This is a genomic window from Belnapia arida, assembly GCF_016773205.1.
Lineage (GTDB): Bacteria > Pseudomonadota > Alphaproteobacteria > Acetobacterales > Acetobacteraceae > Belnapia > Belnapia arida.
The window spans coordinates 16,036-31,519 of record NZ_JAETWB010000018.1 but is presented as its reverse complement, the minus strand read 5'-3'; the positions used below and the strand labels follow the sequence as shown (position 1 = coordinate 31,519).

Below are 15,484 nucleotides of genomic sequence, written 5' to 3'. Positions count from 1 at the left end.
GCTCAGACGCCCTTGATGCGAGCGATGGCATCCTCGAGCGACAATTCGAGGCGCTCGCCGGTTGCGCGTCGCTTCAGCTCGACCTTGCTGGCGGCGGCGCCGCGTGGGCCAACGATCGCCTGCCAGGGATAGCCCATGAGGTCGGCATCGGCGAATTTCACCCCGGCGCGCTCCGGCCGGTCGTCATAGACGGCATCGGAGGCGAAGGCGGCGTAGAGCTGGTCGCAGAAGGTATCCGTCGCGGCATCGCCTTGCTTGAGATTCAGCACGGCGAGGCGGAAAGGCGCCACCGCATCAGGCCAGATGATGCCGGCCTCGTCATGGCTCGCCTCGATGATGGCGCCGACGAGGCGTGAGACGCCGATGCCGTAGCTGCCCATCTCGGGCGTCACCGCCTTGCCGTCCGGGCCCTGGACCTGCAGGCCCATCGAGGCGCTGTACTTGGTGCCGAAATAGAAAATGTGACCGATCTCGATGCCGCGCGCCGAGACCTGGCGCCCGGCCGGGATGGCGTTCCAGGCCGCCTCGTCATGCTTCTCGTCGGTGGCGGCGTAGCGGCTGGTCCAGAAGTCGACGATGGGCGAGAGGTCGCCATGGTAGTCCGGTGCCTGGCCGAGCACGTCGAAATCCAGCAGGTCGCGGTGGAGATAGACCTGGCTCTCCCCGGTCTCGGCCAGGATCAGGAATTCATGGCTGAGGTTGCCGCCGATCGGGCCGGTATCGGCCTGCATCGGAATGGCCTTCAGCCCCATCCGGGCAAAGGTCCGCAGATAAGCGACGAACATCTGCCGGTAGCTCTTCTGTGCCCCGGTATAATCGAGGTCGAAGCTGTAGGCGTCCTTCATCAGGAACTCGCGGCCGCGCATGACGCCAAAGCGGGGGCGCACCTCGTCCCGGAACTTCCATTGGATGTGGTAAAGGTTGCGCGGAAGGTCGCGGTAGCTCTTCGCATAGGTGCGGAAGATGTCCGTCACCATCTCCTCGTTGGTCGGGCCGTAGAGCATCTCGCGGTCGTGCCGGTCCTTGAGGCGCAGCATCTCCGGCCCATAGGCGTCGTAGCGGCCGGACTGGCGCCAGAGCTCGGCGGTCTGGATGGTCGGCATCAGGATCTCCTGTGCGCCGGCGCGGTCCTGCTCCTCGCGGACGATCTGCTCCACCTTCTGCAGTACCCGCCAGCCGAGCGGCAGCCAGGCATAAATGCCGGCGCTGGTCTGCCGGACCATGCCTGCACGCAGCATCAGCCGGTGCGAGGCGATCTGGGCATCGGCGGGGGTTTCCTTGAGGGTCGGCAGGAAGGCGCGGGAGAGGCGCAAGGCGGGCTCCAGGGGCTGATCGGGCGGCGGAGACTAGTGGGGCGGGGTCCGCTCCGCCAGTGCTCCAGGTTCATGCCATTGCGCAGCAATTTTCTTTCGATGTTGCGGTGCGACACGAACAATCCATAAAGATTTTTACGTTCTAGAGTTGGTTTCATCTTGCGGAGCCGCTAGCGCTGCTGTAGACGAAAAAAAGGGCCGCACCCATTGGGTACGGCCCGAGTTTAGGGAGGAAACGCCAGTCACACGGCAGGAAGAGGACCAACCCTCTTCCTGTCAGTATGTTGGCGCGGGGGACCAACGCGGCACAATGCCAATCGATGCCGTGAAAGCTGAAAAAAGTGGCTCCTAGACATGGATTGCAAAAAAAAGAAGCGACAACGGCCTAATCGGCCGAAAGTCGCCTATTTTTCTGGCATCGCCCACCAGCCGCTGCGAAAGCTCATATAGTCGCTGGTGATCAGTGCATAGGCGCCGAACCAGAGGACGGTCGCCACCAGCGTCGTGATCAACATCTTGCGCCACAGCCGCGGATTCGATGGCGCACCGCGCCAGCCACTGTCTGGGTCACCTTCCGCGACCGGCTGGGTTCCGATGGGAAGGATCGCAAACAGCACCACCCACCAGATAAGGAAATAGACTGCGATCCCGCTGACCCAGCTCATGGGTTCGGCTCCCTTGGAGCGTGATCGCCAGCGACTGAACCAGCCGGGGCGTGAATCACGCAGCGAAACAACAGATGAGACCCCACCTCTGGCGTTCGTGGGTTTTTCCCCACGGACACAAGTTTTGGCAGGCTACCAAAAAACAGTGGTTGGCGCCGCGCTCTCGAAGTCTTTCGGGCTTCGAGAGCGGGACATTACACGCGCAACAGGTGTACCTCGACGTTCGGCCGCTTGCGCACCCGCCGGCCTATCGCCTTGCGGAGCGCGCTACGGGCGGCCTCGCGCAGGGCATCGTCCTCGCGCTTGAGCTGAAACGGCAGGTCCGTCACCGCTCGGGCCAGCTCTGCGGCAATCTGTACCGCCTCCTGCTCACCGCTCTCGAAAAGGCCCGGGGCGGAGACCTGTGGCGAACCGACCACCCGCCCGCCGCCATCAACGGCCAGCGAGGCGACTACGACGCCGTTGAACAGCATCCGCTTCCGCGCCGCGAGCACGCCGCCGGAGAGCGGCAACAGGCGACCATTGTCGATGGCGAGGCGGCCGGTCGGCACACCTTCCACGACATCCGGACGGCCGGGGCCGAGGCGGAGGACGTCACCGTCCTCGACCAGGATGGACTCGGCGCCGAGGTCCCGCGCCAGCGCGGCATGCTCTGAGAGGTGGCGCCATTCGCCATGGACCGGCACGGCGTATTTCGGCTTCACCAGGCCGTAGAGGCGCCGCAACTCGTCCCGCGCCGGATGGCCGGAGACATGCACCATGTGGTCGTCTGCCGTCATCACGCGGCAGCCGCGGCGCGCCAGCTGGTCCTGCATCTGTAGGATCCCCCGCTCATTGCCGGGAATCATGCGGGAGGAGAAGATCACCGTATCCCCCTCCCCCAGTGCAATCGATGGATGGGTGTCGGCGCCGATCTTGGCGAGGGCCGAGCGCGGCTCGCCCTGGCTGCCGGTGCAGATAATGAGGAGGTTGTCGTCCGGAATGTAGCCGGCCTCGTCCTCCGGCACGAAGGGCTCGACCGTCTTCAGGTAGCCGCATTCCCGTGCCGCCGCCTCGGCATTGCGGAGCGACCGGCCGAACAGCGCGACCTGCCGTCCGGCCGCCTGGGCAGCGAGTGCGATGCTCTCGACGCGCGCCAGGTTGGTAGCGAAGCAGGTGACGGCGACACGGCCGCGCAGCCCGCGAATCAGTGCCTTCATCGTCCGCCGCACTTCGGCCTCGGACCCGCTATGCCCCTCGACCAGGGCATTGGTCGAATCGCAGACCATGGCGAGCACGCCCTCCTCGCCGATGCGGGCGAAGGCGGCCTCGTCGGTCGGCGGCCCGAGCAGCGGCTCCGGGTCCAGTTTCCAGTCGCCGGTATGGAGGACGAGGCCATGCCGGGTGCGAATGGCGACAGCCTGGGACTCGGGTACGGAATGGGCGACGCGTAGGAATTCGAGGTCGAAGGGCTTCAGCTCGATGCGGCCGCTGAGCGGCAGGGTAGTGACCCGCGCCTCGCTGCCGAGCCCGGCCTCGTTCAGCTTTCGCCGCAGCACGGCCGAAGCGAAGGGGCCGGCATAGAGCGGGCAGCGCAGCATCGGCCAAAGATGGGCGACAGCCCCGATATGGTCCTCATGCGCATGGGTGATGACGAGGCCGACCAGGCGATCCCGCCGTTCCGCCAGCCAGGCGGGGTCGGGGACCATGACCTCCACCTCCGGCATCTCCGGCCCGCCGAAGCCGATGCCGCAATCGATCGCCAGCAGCCGCCCGTCGCAGCGATAGACGTTGAGGTTCATACCGATCTCGCCGGTGCCACCCAGCGGGATGAAGGCGAAGTCGTCGTTTGCGTCGGGAAGGGCCGAAGCCTTGAAATCGTTCATCACCACCTTCTAGGGCAATGCGCCCTGCGACGCGCGCCCCTACCTTTCATGCCATCGTGACCCCGTGGGCGACCCCCTGGCCAATCCCGGACGGATGCGGATCTGAGCGGGAGAGATGGGAGCCGCAGGGCATTCAGCCAAGCCGGTGGATTTCACCGCTGCGAACGGCGTGGAGCGTCCCCGCCCGCTCCAGCAGCAGGGCGCCATCCTCGGCGAGACCGGCGAAGAGCCCACCCTCTACCGGCCCTTCCCGTACGGTAATGGGCATACCAGGCGGCGGGCCGAATGCCAGCCAGGCGGTACGGACCGGGGCGAACCCCTCCGATGCATGCCGACGGGCCCAGCGATCCAGCCGGGCGATCAGCCTGGCGGCGAAGGCTTCCGGCGGCTCAGCGGAACCGAGGCAGGTGGTCGGGCGGTCCGGCAGGACCGGGGCATGGGTCAGATTCACCCCAATGCCGAGGCTGAGCCAAGCCAAGCGGCCATCAGGATCGAGCGCGGATTCGGCCAGAATGCCGGCACATTTCGAACCATTTCGCAACAGATCGTTCGGCCATTTGAGACAAAGGGCGGCAGGTTCCGGGTCGATCTCTGCCGCCGCTTCCGCCAGCGCGACACCGGCGAGGAGCGACCATTGCGCCGCCTCCCGCGCCGGTCCGGCAGGCCGCAGTAGCATCGAGCAGTAGAGATTTCCGATCGGCGAGGCCCAGGCCCGGCCGGACCGGCCCCGCCCGGCGGTCTGTTGCAGCGCCAGCACTGCCAGGCCCGCCGGTTCGCCTGCCTCTGCAGCCGCAGCGATGCGGTCAGAGGTGCTCGGCATTGCCTCATGCAGCTCAAGCCGCCAGCCAGGAGGCAGCGTCACCCCAGCAGCGCGGCGGCCGCAGCCTGAGCCGCAGCGAGCATCGGTGCGGGCCAGAGGCAGAAGAACAGGGTGAAGAGGCCGGTGCCTGCCATGACGATGGTGAGGCTGGCCGGCGCCCGATCCAGTGCGCCCACCGCCTGGTCGAAATACATCACCTTCACGATGCGGAGGTAATAGTAGGCCGAGACCACGCTGGTCAGCACACCGACGACGGCAAGCGTCCAGTACCCTCCCTGCACGGCGGCAAGGAAGACGTAGAGCTTGCCGAAGAAGCCGGCGAGCGGCGGAATGCCGGCCATGGAGAACATGAAGACCGCCATCCAGAGCGCCATGGTCGGGTCGGTCCGGCCGAGGCCGGCGAGATCCTCGATGCGCTCCACCGCCCTGCCCTGCCGCCGCATGGCGACGAGCACAGCGAAGCTACCCATGTTCATGAAGACATAAATGGCCATGTAGACCAGCAACCCACGCAGCCCGATATCACTGCTGACCGCGAGGCCCATCAGCGCATAGCCGACGTGGCCGATGGAGGAATAAGCCATGAGCCGCTTCAGGTTGGTCTGGCCGATGGCGGCGAAGCTGCCGAGGATCATCGAGCCTATGGACACCAGCAGGATCACCTGCTGCCACTGCGCCGCGAGGTCGCCAAAGGGGCCGAGCAGCACGCGGGCCAGCAGCGCGATGGCGGCGACCTTGGGCGCGGAGGCGAAATAGGCCGTCACCGGCGTCGGCGCGCCCTCATAGACGTCGGGCGTCCACATATGGAAGGGCACGGCCGAGACCTTGAAGGCCAGGCCGGCGATCACGAACACCACGCCGACCACGACACCGGGCGAGGCGTCCTGCGAGGTCGAGAAAGCATCCGCCAGCCGGTCGAAATTCGTGGTGCCGGCAAAGCCGTAGACCAGCGAGCTGCCGTAGAGCAGCAGGCCCGAGGCGAGCGCGCCGAGGACGAAGTATTTGAGGCCGGCCTCCGCCGAGCGTGCATTGTCGCGGTTGAAGGCGGCGATGACGTAGAGCGGCAGCGAGAGCAGCTCGAGCCCCAGATAGAGCGACATGAGGTCATTCGCCGAAATCATCAGCATGGCGCCGAGGCTGGCGAAGACGACGAGCACCGGAAACTCGAAGCGGGCCAGTCCTTCCTTCTCGTTGAAATCCAACGACACCAGGAGGGCGATGGCCGCGGCACCGAGCGAGAGGATCTTCATAAAGCCGCTGAAGCTGTCGGCAACATAATGACCACCGAGCGCAGTCCCCTCACCCTGGCCGAGCACCAGGACGGCGGTGAGAAGCAGCGCGCCGATGGCGCCCATGGTGATGGGAAAGAAGGTTTCGGTCTTCGGGATCACACCAGCCAGCAGCAGCACGAGGCCGCTGCAGCCGAGCGCGAGTTCCGGCAGGGCAAGGATCCAGGACATCGACTTACATTCCCGCCAGGCGGCTGAGGTTCAGCGCGGCCTCATGCCGCGCAACCAGCGCCGCGACGCTGGCCTCGAAGAAGGAAAGGAAGGGCTGCGGATAAATGCCCATCCAGAGCGTGAGCACGATCAGCGGAGCGAAGACCACGTATTCGCGCGGGCTGAGATCGAGCAGCGCCCTGAGATCCTCCCGCGTGATCTTGCCGAAGGAGACCCGGCGATAGAGGTAGAGCATGTAGCCAGCACCAAGAATCATGCCGAGCGCCGCACCGAAGGCGACCCAAGGGTTCACCCGCCAAGCTCCGACGATCACCAGGAACTCGCCGACGAAATTGGCCAGTCCTGGCAGGCCGATCGAGGCCATGGTGAATAGCATAAAGACCAGCGCATAGGCCGGCATGATCTTGGCGACACCCCCATAGCGCAGGATCTCGCGGCTATGGACACGGTCGTAGAGCACGCCGACGCAAAGGAAGAGCGCGCCGGAGACGACGCCATGCGCCAGCATGGTGAAGAGCGCGCCGGACAGCCCCTGCTGGTTGAAGGTGAAGATGCCGATCGTGACGATGCCCATATGGGCCACAGAGCTATAGGCGATCAGCTTCTTCATGTCCTCCTGCGCCAGCGCCACGAGCGAGGTGTAGACCACGGCGATGACGGAAAGGGCGAAGATCAATGGTGCGAACGTCGCGCTCGCCTCCGGCAGCAGTGGCAGGGTGAAGCGGAGGAAGCCATAGGCACCCATCTTCAGAAGCACACCAGCCAGGATGACGGAACCTGCGGTCGGCGCCTCCACATGCGCGTCAGGCAGCCAGGTGTGCACCGGCCACATCGGCACCTTCACCGCGAAGCTGGCGAAGAAGGCGAAGAAGATCCAGGCCTGGGCCGCGTGCGGCACCTGGTACTGGAACAGCGCCGGAATGTCGGTCGTGCCGGCATTGTACCAGAGATACAGGATGGCCAGCAGCATCAGCACGCTGCCGAGCAGCGTGTAGAGGAAGAACTTGAAGGCCGCATAGACGCGCCGCGCCCCGCCCCAGACGCCGATGATGAGGAACATCGGGATCAGCACGGCCTCGAAGAAGACGTAGAAGACAATGAAGTCGAGGGCGCAGAACATGCCGACCATCATCGTCTCGAGGACGAGGAAGGCGACCATGTACTCGCGCACGCGAGACGTCACCGACTCCCAGGAGGCCAGGATGCAGAGCGGCGTCAGCGCCGTCGAGAGCAGGACGAATAGCACCGAGATGCCGTCGACACCCATATGATAGCCGACGCCGAATTCGGGCAGCCATTCCAGCTTCTCCTCGAACTGGAAGGCAGCGGAGCTGGTATCGAAGCGGGCCCAAAGTATCAGGCTAAGCAGGAAGACGATCAGGCTGGTCCAAAGCGCGGTCCAGCGGGCGTTGCGGGCGATGACCTCGTCATCGCCGCGCACTGACATGATGATGGCCGCACCCGCCAGCGGCAGGAAGGTCAGCAACGAGAGCAGCGGAAAGCCGGCGGCGTTCATTCTCAGCGCCCGATCAGGAAGAGGGTGACGAAGAGGACGAGGCCGATGATCATGGCGAAGGCGTAGTTCGCCACCCGCCCGGTCTGAATGCGGACCGCGCCGCGCGACCCAGCGAGGGCGAGGCTCGCCGCTCCGTTCGGCATGCCGTCGATGATCTGGGCATCGCCGGTCTTCCAAAGCCGCATCGCCAGGCTGCGCGCCGGACGGACGAAGAGGAAGTCGTAGAGCTCGTCGAAGTACCACTTTTTCAGCAGGAAGCCGTAGAGGCCGCCCGGATTGGGTTCGGTCTGCTGCTCCGCGCCTTCCTGCGGGATGAGCGGCAGGCGGCGGACGAGCTGCGGCCGGGCGCTGAACATCTGCGCCAGCCGCGTCGGGAGGCCCGGCATCGCCATGTACATCAGGTAGGCCAGAGCGATGCCACCGATGCCCATGACGGTCGGCGCGAGCGGCACCCATTCCGGCACCTCATGCATGGCGTGCAGGATATGGTTGTGCTCGCCGTTGAAAATCGCGCCGTGCCAGAAGGCGTGCTCGTGCTCGCCGATGAAGAACGGCGCGAAGATGGCGCCCGTCAACACGGCACCGGCCGCGAGCACCAGCAGTGGGATCAGCATCACCGCCGGGCTCTCATGCACATGCTCCATGGTGTGGCGATCCGCCCGCGGCTTGCCGTGGAAGGTCAGGATCAGCAGGCGCCAGGAGTAGAAGGCGGTGAGGAAGGCGGCCAGCATGCCACAAACGAAGGCATAGATGCCGACTCCACTATGAGCCGCGTAGGCCGCCTCGAGGATGGCATCCTTCGAATAATAGCCGGCGAAGAAGGGGATGCCAGCCAGCGCCAGATTGCCGATCCACATCACCGCATAGGTGACAGGGATCTTGGTCCAGATGCCGCCCATCCGGCGGATGTCCTGCTCATCGGACATGGCATGGATCACGCTGCCGGCGCCGAGGAAGAGCAGGGCCTTGAAGAAGGCGTGGGTGAAAAGGTGGAAGACCGACACCTGATAGGCGCCCACGCCGGCCGCGAAGAACATGTAGCCCAGCTGCGAGCAGGTCGAATAGGCGATGATGCGCTTGATGTCGTTCTGCACGCAGCCGATCGTGGCGGCGAAGAGCGCGGTCGAGGCTCCGACCACGGTGACGATGGCGAGGGCCGTCGGAGCGTATTCCATCACCGGCGACATGCGCGCCATGAGGAAGACGCCGGCCGTCACCATGGTGGCCGCATGGATGAGGGCAGAAACGGGCGTCGGCCCCTCCATCGCATCCGGCAGCCAGGTGTGCAGGCCGAGCTGCGCCGACTTACCGCAGGCGCCGAGGAAGAGCAGCACGCCGATGAGCTCGATCGAAGGCAGGCCGCCGAAGCGGTCATTCGCATGCGCCGCAACCGAGGAGAAGATCGTGTCGAACTCGATGCTGCCGAAGGTATAGAAGGTCAGCGCCAAGCCGAGCATGAAGAATACGTCGCCGACCCGGTTGACGATGAAGGCCTTCATCGCTGCGCGGTTCGCGCTTTCGCGGTCGTACCAGTAGCCGATCAGCAGATAGGAGGCGAGGCCCACGCCCTCCCAACCGAAGAAGAGCTGCGCCAGGTTGTCCGCCGTCACCAGCATCAGCATCATGAAGGTAAAGAGGCTGAGATAGGCGAAGAAGCGCGTCGGCGTCGCATCGTGCGACATGTAGCCGACCGAGTAGAGATGGATCAGCGTCGAGATGAAGGTGACCATCGCCACCATCACCACGCTCAGCGTATCGTACCGCAGAGCCCAGGAGATCTCGAGCCCGCCGACATCCATCCAGGTCAGCAGCGGGACGGTGGCCGGCTGGCTGTCGAATGCCACCTGGCCGAAGGCAAGGCTGCCGCAGATGGCAGCGAGCGCCATGCAGATGACCGTCGCCCATTGCGCCGGCTTGTCGCCGAGCCAGCGGCCGAGGAAACCGCTGAGGCAGGACCCCAGCAGGGGAAAGAAGATCGCGCCGACGAACATGGGTTCAGCCCTTCAGCGTCGAGATACCCTCGACCTCGATGCTGCCGCGGTTGCGGAAGTAGATGACGACGATGGCGAGCCCGATGGCTGCTTCCGCCGCCGCAACGGTGAGGACGAACATGGCGAAGATCTGCCCGTTCAGGTCCTGCAACGAGGCGGAGAAGGCAACGAAGTTGAGGTTCACCGAGAGCAGGATCAGCTCCACGCTCATCAGGATGACGATGACGTTCTTCCGGTTCAGGAAGATGCCGAAGATGCCGAGCACCAGCAGGATGGCGCTGACAGTCAGGTAGTGGGCGACGCCGATGGTCATCTCAGTGGTGCCCCCCATGGCCATGCCCGGCCTCATGCGTGACCTTCGGCGCCTCGGGCTCAGGCTCCGGCGGGCGGCGGATGCCGAGCGTCGCAATGCCGGCGCCGCTCGGCACCTTCTCCAGCAGGACGGAACCGCTGCGATATACCTGGGAGGCAATGTTCTGCCGCCTCGTGCCCTCGCGCTGGCGGTGAGTCAGCACGATGGCACCGATCATCGCCACCAGCAGCACGAGGCCCGAGGCCTGGAAGAGATAGACATAGTCCGTATAGAGAATGCGCCCGATCGCCTCGGCGTTGGTGACACCGGCGCCCGGGTTTGGCGCAAGGCGCAGCTCGTTCGCCTGGCTAGAGAAGCCCCAGCTCCCGACGACGAAGACCAGCTCAAGGAAGAGGATGCCGCCGATGATCGCGCCGATCGGCGCGTAGCGCTGGAAGCCCTCGCGCAGGCGGGCGAAGTCGATGTCCAGCATCATCACCACAAAGAGGAACAGCACGGCGACCGCGCCGACATAGACGATGACGAGGATCATCGCCAGGAACTCGGCCCCAGCGATGAGGAACAGCGCTGCCGCGTTGAAAAAGGCGAGGATCAGGAAGAGCACGCTGTGGACTGGATTGCGTGCCGTGACCACCATGACCGCGGAAGCGATCAGGATGGCCGCGAAGAGGTAGAAGGCGAGCGCGGCGATCATCGGGGCTTCCGCTTCAGCGATAGGGGGCGTCGAGTTCGAGCCGCTTGGCTAGCTCCGGCTCCCACCGGTCGCCATTCGCCAGCAGCCGGGCCTTGTCGTACATGAGCTCCTCGCGGGTCTCGACGCTGAACTCGAAATTTGGCCCCTCGACGATGGCATCCACCGGGCAGGCTTCCTCGCACATGCCGCAATAGATACACTTGGTCATGTCGATGTCGTAGCGTGTGGTGCGGCGGCTGCCATCCTCACGCGGCTCGGCTTCGATGGTGATGGCGAGGGCCGGGCAGACCGCCTCGCAGAGCTTGCAGGCGATGCAGCGTTCCTCGCCATTCGGATAACGGCGCAGCGCGTGCTCGCCCTTGAAGCGAGGGCTGAGAGGGCCTTTCTCGTAGGGGTAGTTGATGGTGACCTTAGGCTTGAAGAAGTACTTCAAGGTCAGCGCCATGCCCGAGACCAGCTCGGAGAGCAGCAGGCTGCGGGCGGCACGGTCGAGGCTTGCCATGTGGGTATCCTTAGGCCGGGAGCCAGCCGGCAAGCTTCAGCACCGCCGCCGTCAGCACCAGCCAGACCAGGCTGAAAGGCAGGAAGACCTTCCAGCCCAGCCGCATCAGCTGGTCATAGCGGTAGCGCGGAAAGGTCGCCCGCACCCAGATGAAGACGAAAAGCAGGAGCGCGATCTTCAGCGCGAACCAAACGAAGCCCGGGATCCAGGTGAACGGCACCATGTGCATCGGCGGATGCCAGCCACCCAGGAAGAGGATGGTGGTGAGCGCCGACATCAGGATCATGTTCGCGTATTCGCCGAGGAAGAACAGCGCGAAGGACATGCTGCTGTATTCGACGAAGAAGCCGGCCACCAGCTCGCTCTCGCCCTCCGGCAGGTCGAAGGGCGCACGGTTGGTTTCGGCCAGCGCGCTGATGAAGAAGATGATGAACATCGGGAAGAGCGGGATGAAGAACCACACCCGCTCCTGCGCCCGCACCACATCGGTCAGATTCAACGAACCGACGCAGAGCAGCACGGTCACGATGACGAAGCCGATCGAGACCTCGTAACTCACCATCTGCGCCGCCGAGCGCAGCGCGCCGAGGAAGGCGTATTTCGAGTTACTCGCCCAACCCGCGATGATGACGCCGTAGACGCCGAGCGAGCTGACCGCGAAGAGGTAGAGGATGCCGACATTGATGTCGGCGATCGCCCAACCGTCCTGCACCGGGATCACCGCCCAGGCGATCATCGCCAGCATGAAGAGCAGGATCGGTGCCAGGATGAAGAGGAAGCGATTGGCCCCGGAGGGGATGATCGTCTCCTTCATCAGCATCTTCAGCGCATCGGCGAAGGGCTGCAGCAGGCCGAAGGGGCCAACCACATTCGGCCCGCGGCGCAGCTGCATCGCCGCCAGTACCTTTCGCTCGGCGAGCGTCAGGTAGGCGACAGCGATCAGCACCGGCACCAACAGCGCCAGCGTCTGCGCCACGGTGATGGCGAGGATGCCGATGGGCGAGGCGAGGAAGCCGTCCATGCCCGCTTACTCCGCCGCCTGGGGCAGGTAGGTGCGCGCGCATTCCGCCATGGTGGCGGATGCGCGGCTGATCACGTCCGCCTGCCAATAATTGTGGATGGAGGAGGCGAAGACGGCCTCGGCAACGCCGCCGGCATCGCCCGCCGGCCCGGCGAGGTCGGTGCAACCGTGCGCGGCGAAACCGGGCCCGCCGAAGACCGGGTTCACCTCGGCCAGCCGCGCCCGCACGCCATCGAGCGAGTCATACGGCAGCCGCAGGCCAAGCACCTCGCTGGCAGCGCGCAGGATCTTCCAATCCTCCCGAGCCTCGCCCGGCGGATAGACCGCAAGCCGCCCGCGCTGTACCCGGCCCTCGGTGTTGACCCAGGTCGCGTCCTTCTCGGTATAGGCCGCGCCGGGGAGAATGACATCCGCCCGCGCCGCGCCAGCCTCGCCGTGATGGCCCTGATAGACAACGAAGGCACCCTCCGGCACCGCCGCCGGCACCTCGGCGCCGAGCAGCCACAGCGCCTCGACATGCGCCGGAATGCCGGTGGTGAAGCCGAGGTCGAGCGGCGCCACCTGCCCACCAAACTGGTGCAGCAGGTTGAAGCCGTGCCAGTGGGTCTGGAGCATACCGTTCTGCGCCGCCACCTGCCAGGCCGCCGCCAGCACCGCCGCGCCATCCGGCCGCGCCAGCGCGCCGCGGCCGAGGATCAGCATGGGCCGCTTCGCCGCCCGCAGCACCTCGTTGAAGCGATGCTGGCCGCCAACCAGGGCAGAAAGGGTCGCCCCCCCCTCCCCCAGCCAATCCTGCGCATAGGTCAGGTTCAGTCCGCGCGGGCCGATGAAGCCGACCGGGATGCCGCCTGTCGCCACGCGCTTGCGGATGCGCGCATTGATCACCGGCGCCTCAAGCCGCGGGTTGCTGCCGATGATCAGCAGCGCATCCGCCTCCTCGATCCCGGCGATGCCGGTGTTGAAGGTGTAGAAATCGCGCCGCGAGGCATCGATCGCCGCGCCGTCGGTCCGGCATTCGAGGTGGTTGCTGCCGAGCGCCGCCATCAGGTCGCGCAGCGCGACGGTCGCCTCGGCCTCCGCCAGCTCACCGGCCACGGCGCCTATCTTCCGCCCCTTGATCCCGGCGGCGATGGCGGTGAAGGCCTCGGCCCAGCCTGCCGGCTTCAGCTTGCCACCCTGCCGCACCCAGGGCCGGTCCAGTCGGCGGCGCTTCAGCCCGTCGAAGGCGAAGCGGCCGCGATCGGCCATCCATTCCTCGTTCACGTCGTCATTGGTGCGCGGCAGGATGCGCAGCACCTCCCCGGCGCGGGCATCGACGCGAATATTGGTGCCGGTCGCGTCCAGCACGTCGACGCTGTCGGTCTTCCGCAGCTCCCAGGGCCGGCTGACATAGGCATAGGGACGCGAGGTGAGCGCGCCGACCGGGCAGATATCGATCAGGTTACCGCTGAGCTCGGTCGTCAGCGCCTTCTCGACATAGGTGCCGATCTCCATGTTCTCGCCGCGGTTCGTGGCACCGAGTTCCGGCACGCCAGCGACCTCGGTGGCGAAGCGCACGCAGCGGGTGCACTGGATGCACCGGTTCATGATCGTCTTGACCAGCGGACCGAGATACTTGTCCTTCACCGCGCGCTTCTCTTCGCGGTAGCGGCTGGCATCGCCGCCAAAGGCGACGGCCTGGTCCTGCAGGTCGCACTCGCCGCCCTGGTCGCAGATCGGGCAGTCCAGCGGGTGGTTGATCAGCAGGAATTCCATGACGCCGCGGCGGCCATTGCGGACCATCGGGCTGTCGGTGAAGACCTTCATCCCGTCCGCGACCGGATAGGCGCAGGAGGCGATGGGCTTCGGCGCCTTCTCGACCTCGACCAGGCACATCCGGCAGTTGCCGGCGACGCTTAGCCGCTCATGGTAGCAGAAGCGCGGGATTTCCTTGCCCGCTGCCTCGCAGGCCTGGAGGACGGAGACGCCGTTCGGCACCTCCACCTCGATCCCGTCGACGGTGACCTTCGCCATGGGTGCCTACTCCGCCGCCAGCGCCATCGGCGCGGCCTTGCCCGCCTTGTAGGCGGCAATACGCTCTTCCATCATCGGCCGGAAGTGCCGGATCAACCCCTGCACCGGCCAGACGCCGCCATCGGCGAGCGCACAGATCGTGTGCCCCTCGATCTGCCGCGTCACCTGTTCCAGCACGTCGATCTCCGTCACCTCGGCGCGGCCCTCGACCATGCGGTCCATCATGCGCTTCACCCAGCCCATGCCCTCGCGGCAGGGCGTGCACTGGCCGCAGCTCTCATGCTTGTAGAAGGTCGAGAGCCGGGCGATCGCCTTGATGAGGTCGGTGGACTTGTCCATCACGATGACGCCCGCCGTGCCGAGGCCGGTCTTGTGCTCGCGCAGCGCGTCGAAATCCATCAGCACGTCGTCGCAGACGGCCTTCGGGATCATCGGCGTGGAGCTGCCGCCCGGGATGACGGCGAGCAGGTTGTCCCAGCCGCCGCGCACGCCGCCGGCATGCTTCTCGATGAGCTCCCGCAGCGGGATGCTCATCTCCTCCTCAACGTTGCAGGGCTTGTTCACATGGCCCTGGATGCAGAAGATCTTGGTGCCGCTGTTCTTCGGCCGGCCGAACCCGGCGAACCACGGCGCCCCGCGGCGAAGGATCGTCGGCACCACGGCGATGGTCTCGACATTGTTCACCGTCGAGGGGCAGCCATAAAGCCCGACGGCCGCCGGGAAGGGCGGCTTCAGCCGCGGCATTCCCTTCTTGCCCTCGAGACTCTCGATAAGCGCCGTCTCCTCGCCGCAGATATAGGCGCCGGCACCGCGATGAACGTAAAGGTCGAAGTCCCAGCCCGCACCGCAGGCATTCGGCCCGAGCAGCCCAGCCGCATAGGCCTCGTCGATCGCCGCCTGCAGGACGAGGTGCTCGTTGTAGTACTCACCGCGGACATAGATGTAGCCAGCATGCGCGCCCATGGCAACGCCGGCGATCAGGCAACCCTCGATCAGCGTGTGCGGGTCATGCCGCAGGATGTCCCGGTCCTTGCAGGTGCCGGGCTCGGATTCGTCGGCATTCACTACGAGGTAATGCGGCCGGTCGCCCGGCTGCTTCGGCATGAAGGACCATTTGAGGCCGGTCGGGAATCCCGCCCCGCCTCGCCCGCGGAGGCCGGAATTCTTGACCTCCTCGATGATCCAATCGCGCCCCTTCTCGATGAGCGCCTTGGTGCCGTCCCACTGGCCACGTTTGCGCGCGGCCGGGAGGCGCCAGTCCTGCAACCCGTAGAGGTTGGTGAAGATGCGGTCCTTGTCGCTCAGCGCCAT

Annotated in this window: 13 protein-coding genes; all 13 read right to left on the bottom strand. The window is 65.7% G+C overall.

The window, feature by feature from the left end; translation table 11 throughout:
- Window positions 1–2: 2 nt before the first annotated feature.
- Window positions 3–1,313, bottom strand: a complete 1,311-nt coding sequence (proS, locus tag JMJ56_RS22815) for a proline--tRNA ligase (RefSeq protein WP_202834077.1) — start codon at window positions 1,311–1,313, stop codon at window positions 3–5.
- Window positions 1,314–1,717: 404 nt separating this feature from the next.
- The gene (locus JMJ56_RS22810) at window positions 1,718–1,978 is read right to left on the bottom strand and encodes a DUF1467 family protein (protein ID WP_202834076.1); all 261 of its coding nucleotides are present in this window, start codon (window positions 1,976–1,978) and stop codon (window positions 1,718–1,720) included.
- 194 nt (window positions 1,979–2,172) lie between these two features.
- Window positions 2,173–3,843 carry a ribonuclease J gene (locus tag JMJ56_RS22805; RefSeq protein ID WP_202834075.1) on the bottom strand — a complete coding sequence of 557 codons (1,671 nt, stop codon included), beginning with the start codon at window positions 3,841–3,843 and terminating at the stop codon, window positions 2,173–2,175.
- A gap of 133 nt (window positions 3,844–3,976) precedes the next feature.
- Window positions 3,977–4,663 (bottom strand): biotin--[acetyl-CoA-carboxylase] ligase, encoded by a 687-nt coding sequence (locus JMJ56_RS22800; protein WP_202834074.1) that lies wholly within the window; start codon window positions 4,661–4,663, stop codon window positions 3,977–3,979.
- Between the two features lie 38 nt (window positions 4,664–4,701).
- Window positions 4,702–6,123: an NADH-quinone oxidoreductase subunit NuoN gene (nuoN, locus tag JMJ56_RS22795; protein ID WP_202834073.1), complete on the bottom strand. Its 1,422-nt coding sequence runs from the start codon at window positions 6,121–6,123 to the stop codon at window positions 4,702–4,704.
- Between the two features lie 4 nt (window positions 6,124–6,127).
- The gene (locus JMJ56_RS22790) at window positions 6,128–7,639 is read right to left on the bottom strand and encodes an NADH-quinone oxidoreductase subunit M (RefSeq protein ID WP_202834072.1); all 1,512 of its coding nucleotides are present in this window, start codon (window positions 7,637–7,639) and stop codon (window positions 6,128–6,130) included.
- 2 nt (window positions 7,640–7,641) lie between these two features.
- Window positions 7,642–9,630: an NADH-quinone oxidoreductase subunit L gene (gene nuoL, locus JMJ56_RS22785; RefSeq protein ID WP_202834071.1), complete on the bottom strand. Its 1,989-nt coding sequence runs from the start codon at window positions 9,628–9,630 to the stop codon at window positions 7,642–7,644.
- Window positions 9,631–9,634: 4 nt separating this feature from the next.
- A complete protein-coding gene (gene nuoK, locus JMJ56_RS22780; RefSeq protein ID WP_328702453.1) occupies window positions 9,635–9,961 on the bottom strand; it encodes an NADH-quinone oxidoreductase subunit NuoK in 327 nt (108 codons plus the stop codon).
- Window positions 9,945–10,637: an NADH-quinone oxidoreductase subunit J gene (locus JMJ56_RS22775; protein ID WP_202834070.1), complete on the bottom strand. Its 693-nt coding sequence runs from the start codon at window positions 10,635–10,637 to the stop codon at window positions 9,945–9,947. Before JMJ56_RS22775 ends, nuoK begins: the two co-directional genes overlap by 17 nt.
- A 13-nt stretch (window positions 10,638–10,650) precedes the next feature.
- A complete protein-coding gene (nuoI, locus tag JMJ56_RS22770) occupies window positions 10,651–11,139 on the bottom strand; it encodes an NADH-quinone oxidoreductase subunit NuoI (RefSeq protein WP_043336231.1) in 489 nt (162 codons plus the stop codon).
- Between the two features lie 10 nt (window positions 11,140–11,149).
- The gene (gene nuoH / locus JMJ56_RS22765; RefSeq protein WP_202834069.1) at window positions 11,150–12,160 is read right to left on the bottom strand and encodes an NADH-quinone oxidoreductase subunit NuoH; all 1,011 of its coding nucleotides are present in this window, start codon (window positions 12,158–12,160) and stop codon (window positions 11,150–11,152) included.
- Between the two features lie 6 nt (window positions 12,161–12,166).
- Window positions 12,167–14,173, bottom strand: coding sequence for an NADH-quinone oxidoreductase subunit NuoG (nuoG, locus tag JMJ56_RS22760; protein ID WP_202834068.1), 2,007 nt, complete (start codon window positions 14,171–14,173; stop codon window positions 12,167–12,169).
- A gap of 6 nt (window positions 14,174–14,179) precedes the next feature.
- Entirely contained in the window at window positions 14,180–15,484 is a 1,305-nt protein-coding gene (nuoF, locus tag JMJ56_RS22755; protein WP_202834067.1) for an NADH-quinone oxidoreductase subunit NuoF, read from the bottom strand.

What these genes read in the sequence shown, in the direction of transcription:
- JMJ56_RS22810 (WP_202834076.1), bottom strand. Translation starts at nt 1,978, where the DNA reads ATGAGCTGGGTCAGCGGGATCGCAGTCTATTTCCTTATCTGGTGGGTG.
- JMJ56_RS22805 (WP_202834075.1), bottom strand. Translation starts at nt 3,843, where the DNA reads ATGAACGATTTCAAGGCTTCGGCCCTTCCCGACGCAAACGACGACTTC.
- JMJ56_RS22800 (WP_202834074.1), bottom strand. Translation starts at nt 4,663, where the DNA reads ATGCCGAGCACCTCTGACCGCATCGCTGCGGCTGCAGAGGCAGGCGAA.
- nuoN (WP_202834073.1), bottom strand. Translation starts at nt 6,123, where the DNA reads ATGTCCTGGATCCTTGCCCTGCCGGAACTCGCGCTCGGCTGCAGCGGC.
- JMJ56_RS22790 (WP_202834072.1), bottom strand. Translation starts at nt 7,639, where the DNA reads ATGAACGCCGCCGGCTTTCCGCTGCTCTCGTTGCTGACCTTCCTGCCG.
- nuoL (WP_202834071.1), bottom strand. Translation starts at nt 9,630, where the DNA reads ATGTTCGTCGGCGCGATCTTCTTTCCCCTGCTGGGGTCCTGCCTCAGC.
- nuoK (WP_328702453.1), bottom strand. Translation starts at nt 9,961, where the DNA reads ATGGGGGGCACCACTGAGATGACCATCGGCGTCGCCCACTACCTGACT.
- JMJ56_RS22775 (WP_202834070.1), bottom strand. Translation starts at nt 10,637, where the DNA reads ATGATCGCCGCGCTCGCCTTCTACCTCTTCGCGGCCATCCTGATCGCT.
- nuoI (WP_043336231.1), bottom strand. Translation starts at nt 11,139, where the DNA reads ATGGCAAGCCTCGACCGTGCCGCCCGCAGCCTGCTGCTCTCCGAGCTG.
- nuoH (WP_202834069.1), bottom strand. Translation starts at nt 12,160, where the DNA reads ATGGACGGCTTCCTCGCCTCGCCCATCGGCATCCTCGCCATCACCGTG.
- nuoG (WP_202834068.1), bottom strand. Translation starts at nt 14,173, where the DNA reads ATGGCGAAGGTCACCGTCGACGGGATCGAGGTGGAGGTGCCGAACGGC.
- nuoF (WP_202834067.1), bottom strand. Translation starts at nt 15,484, where the DNA reads ATGGCGCTGAGCGACAAGGACCGCATCTTCACCAACCTCTACGGGTTG.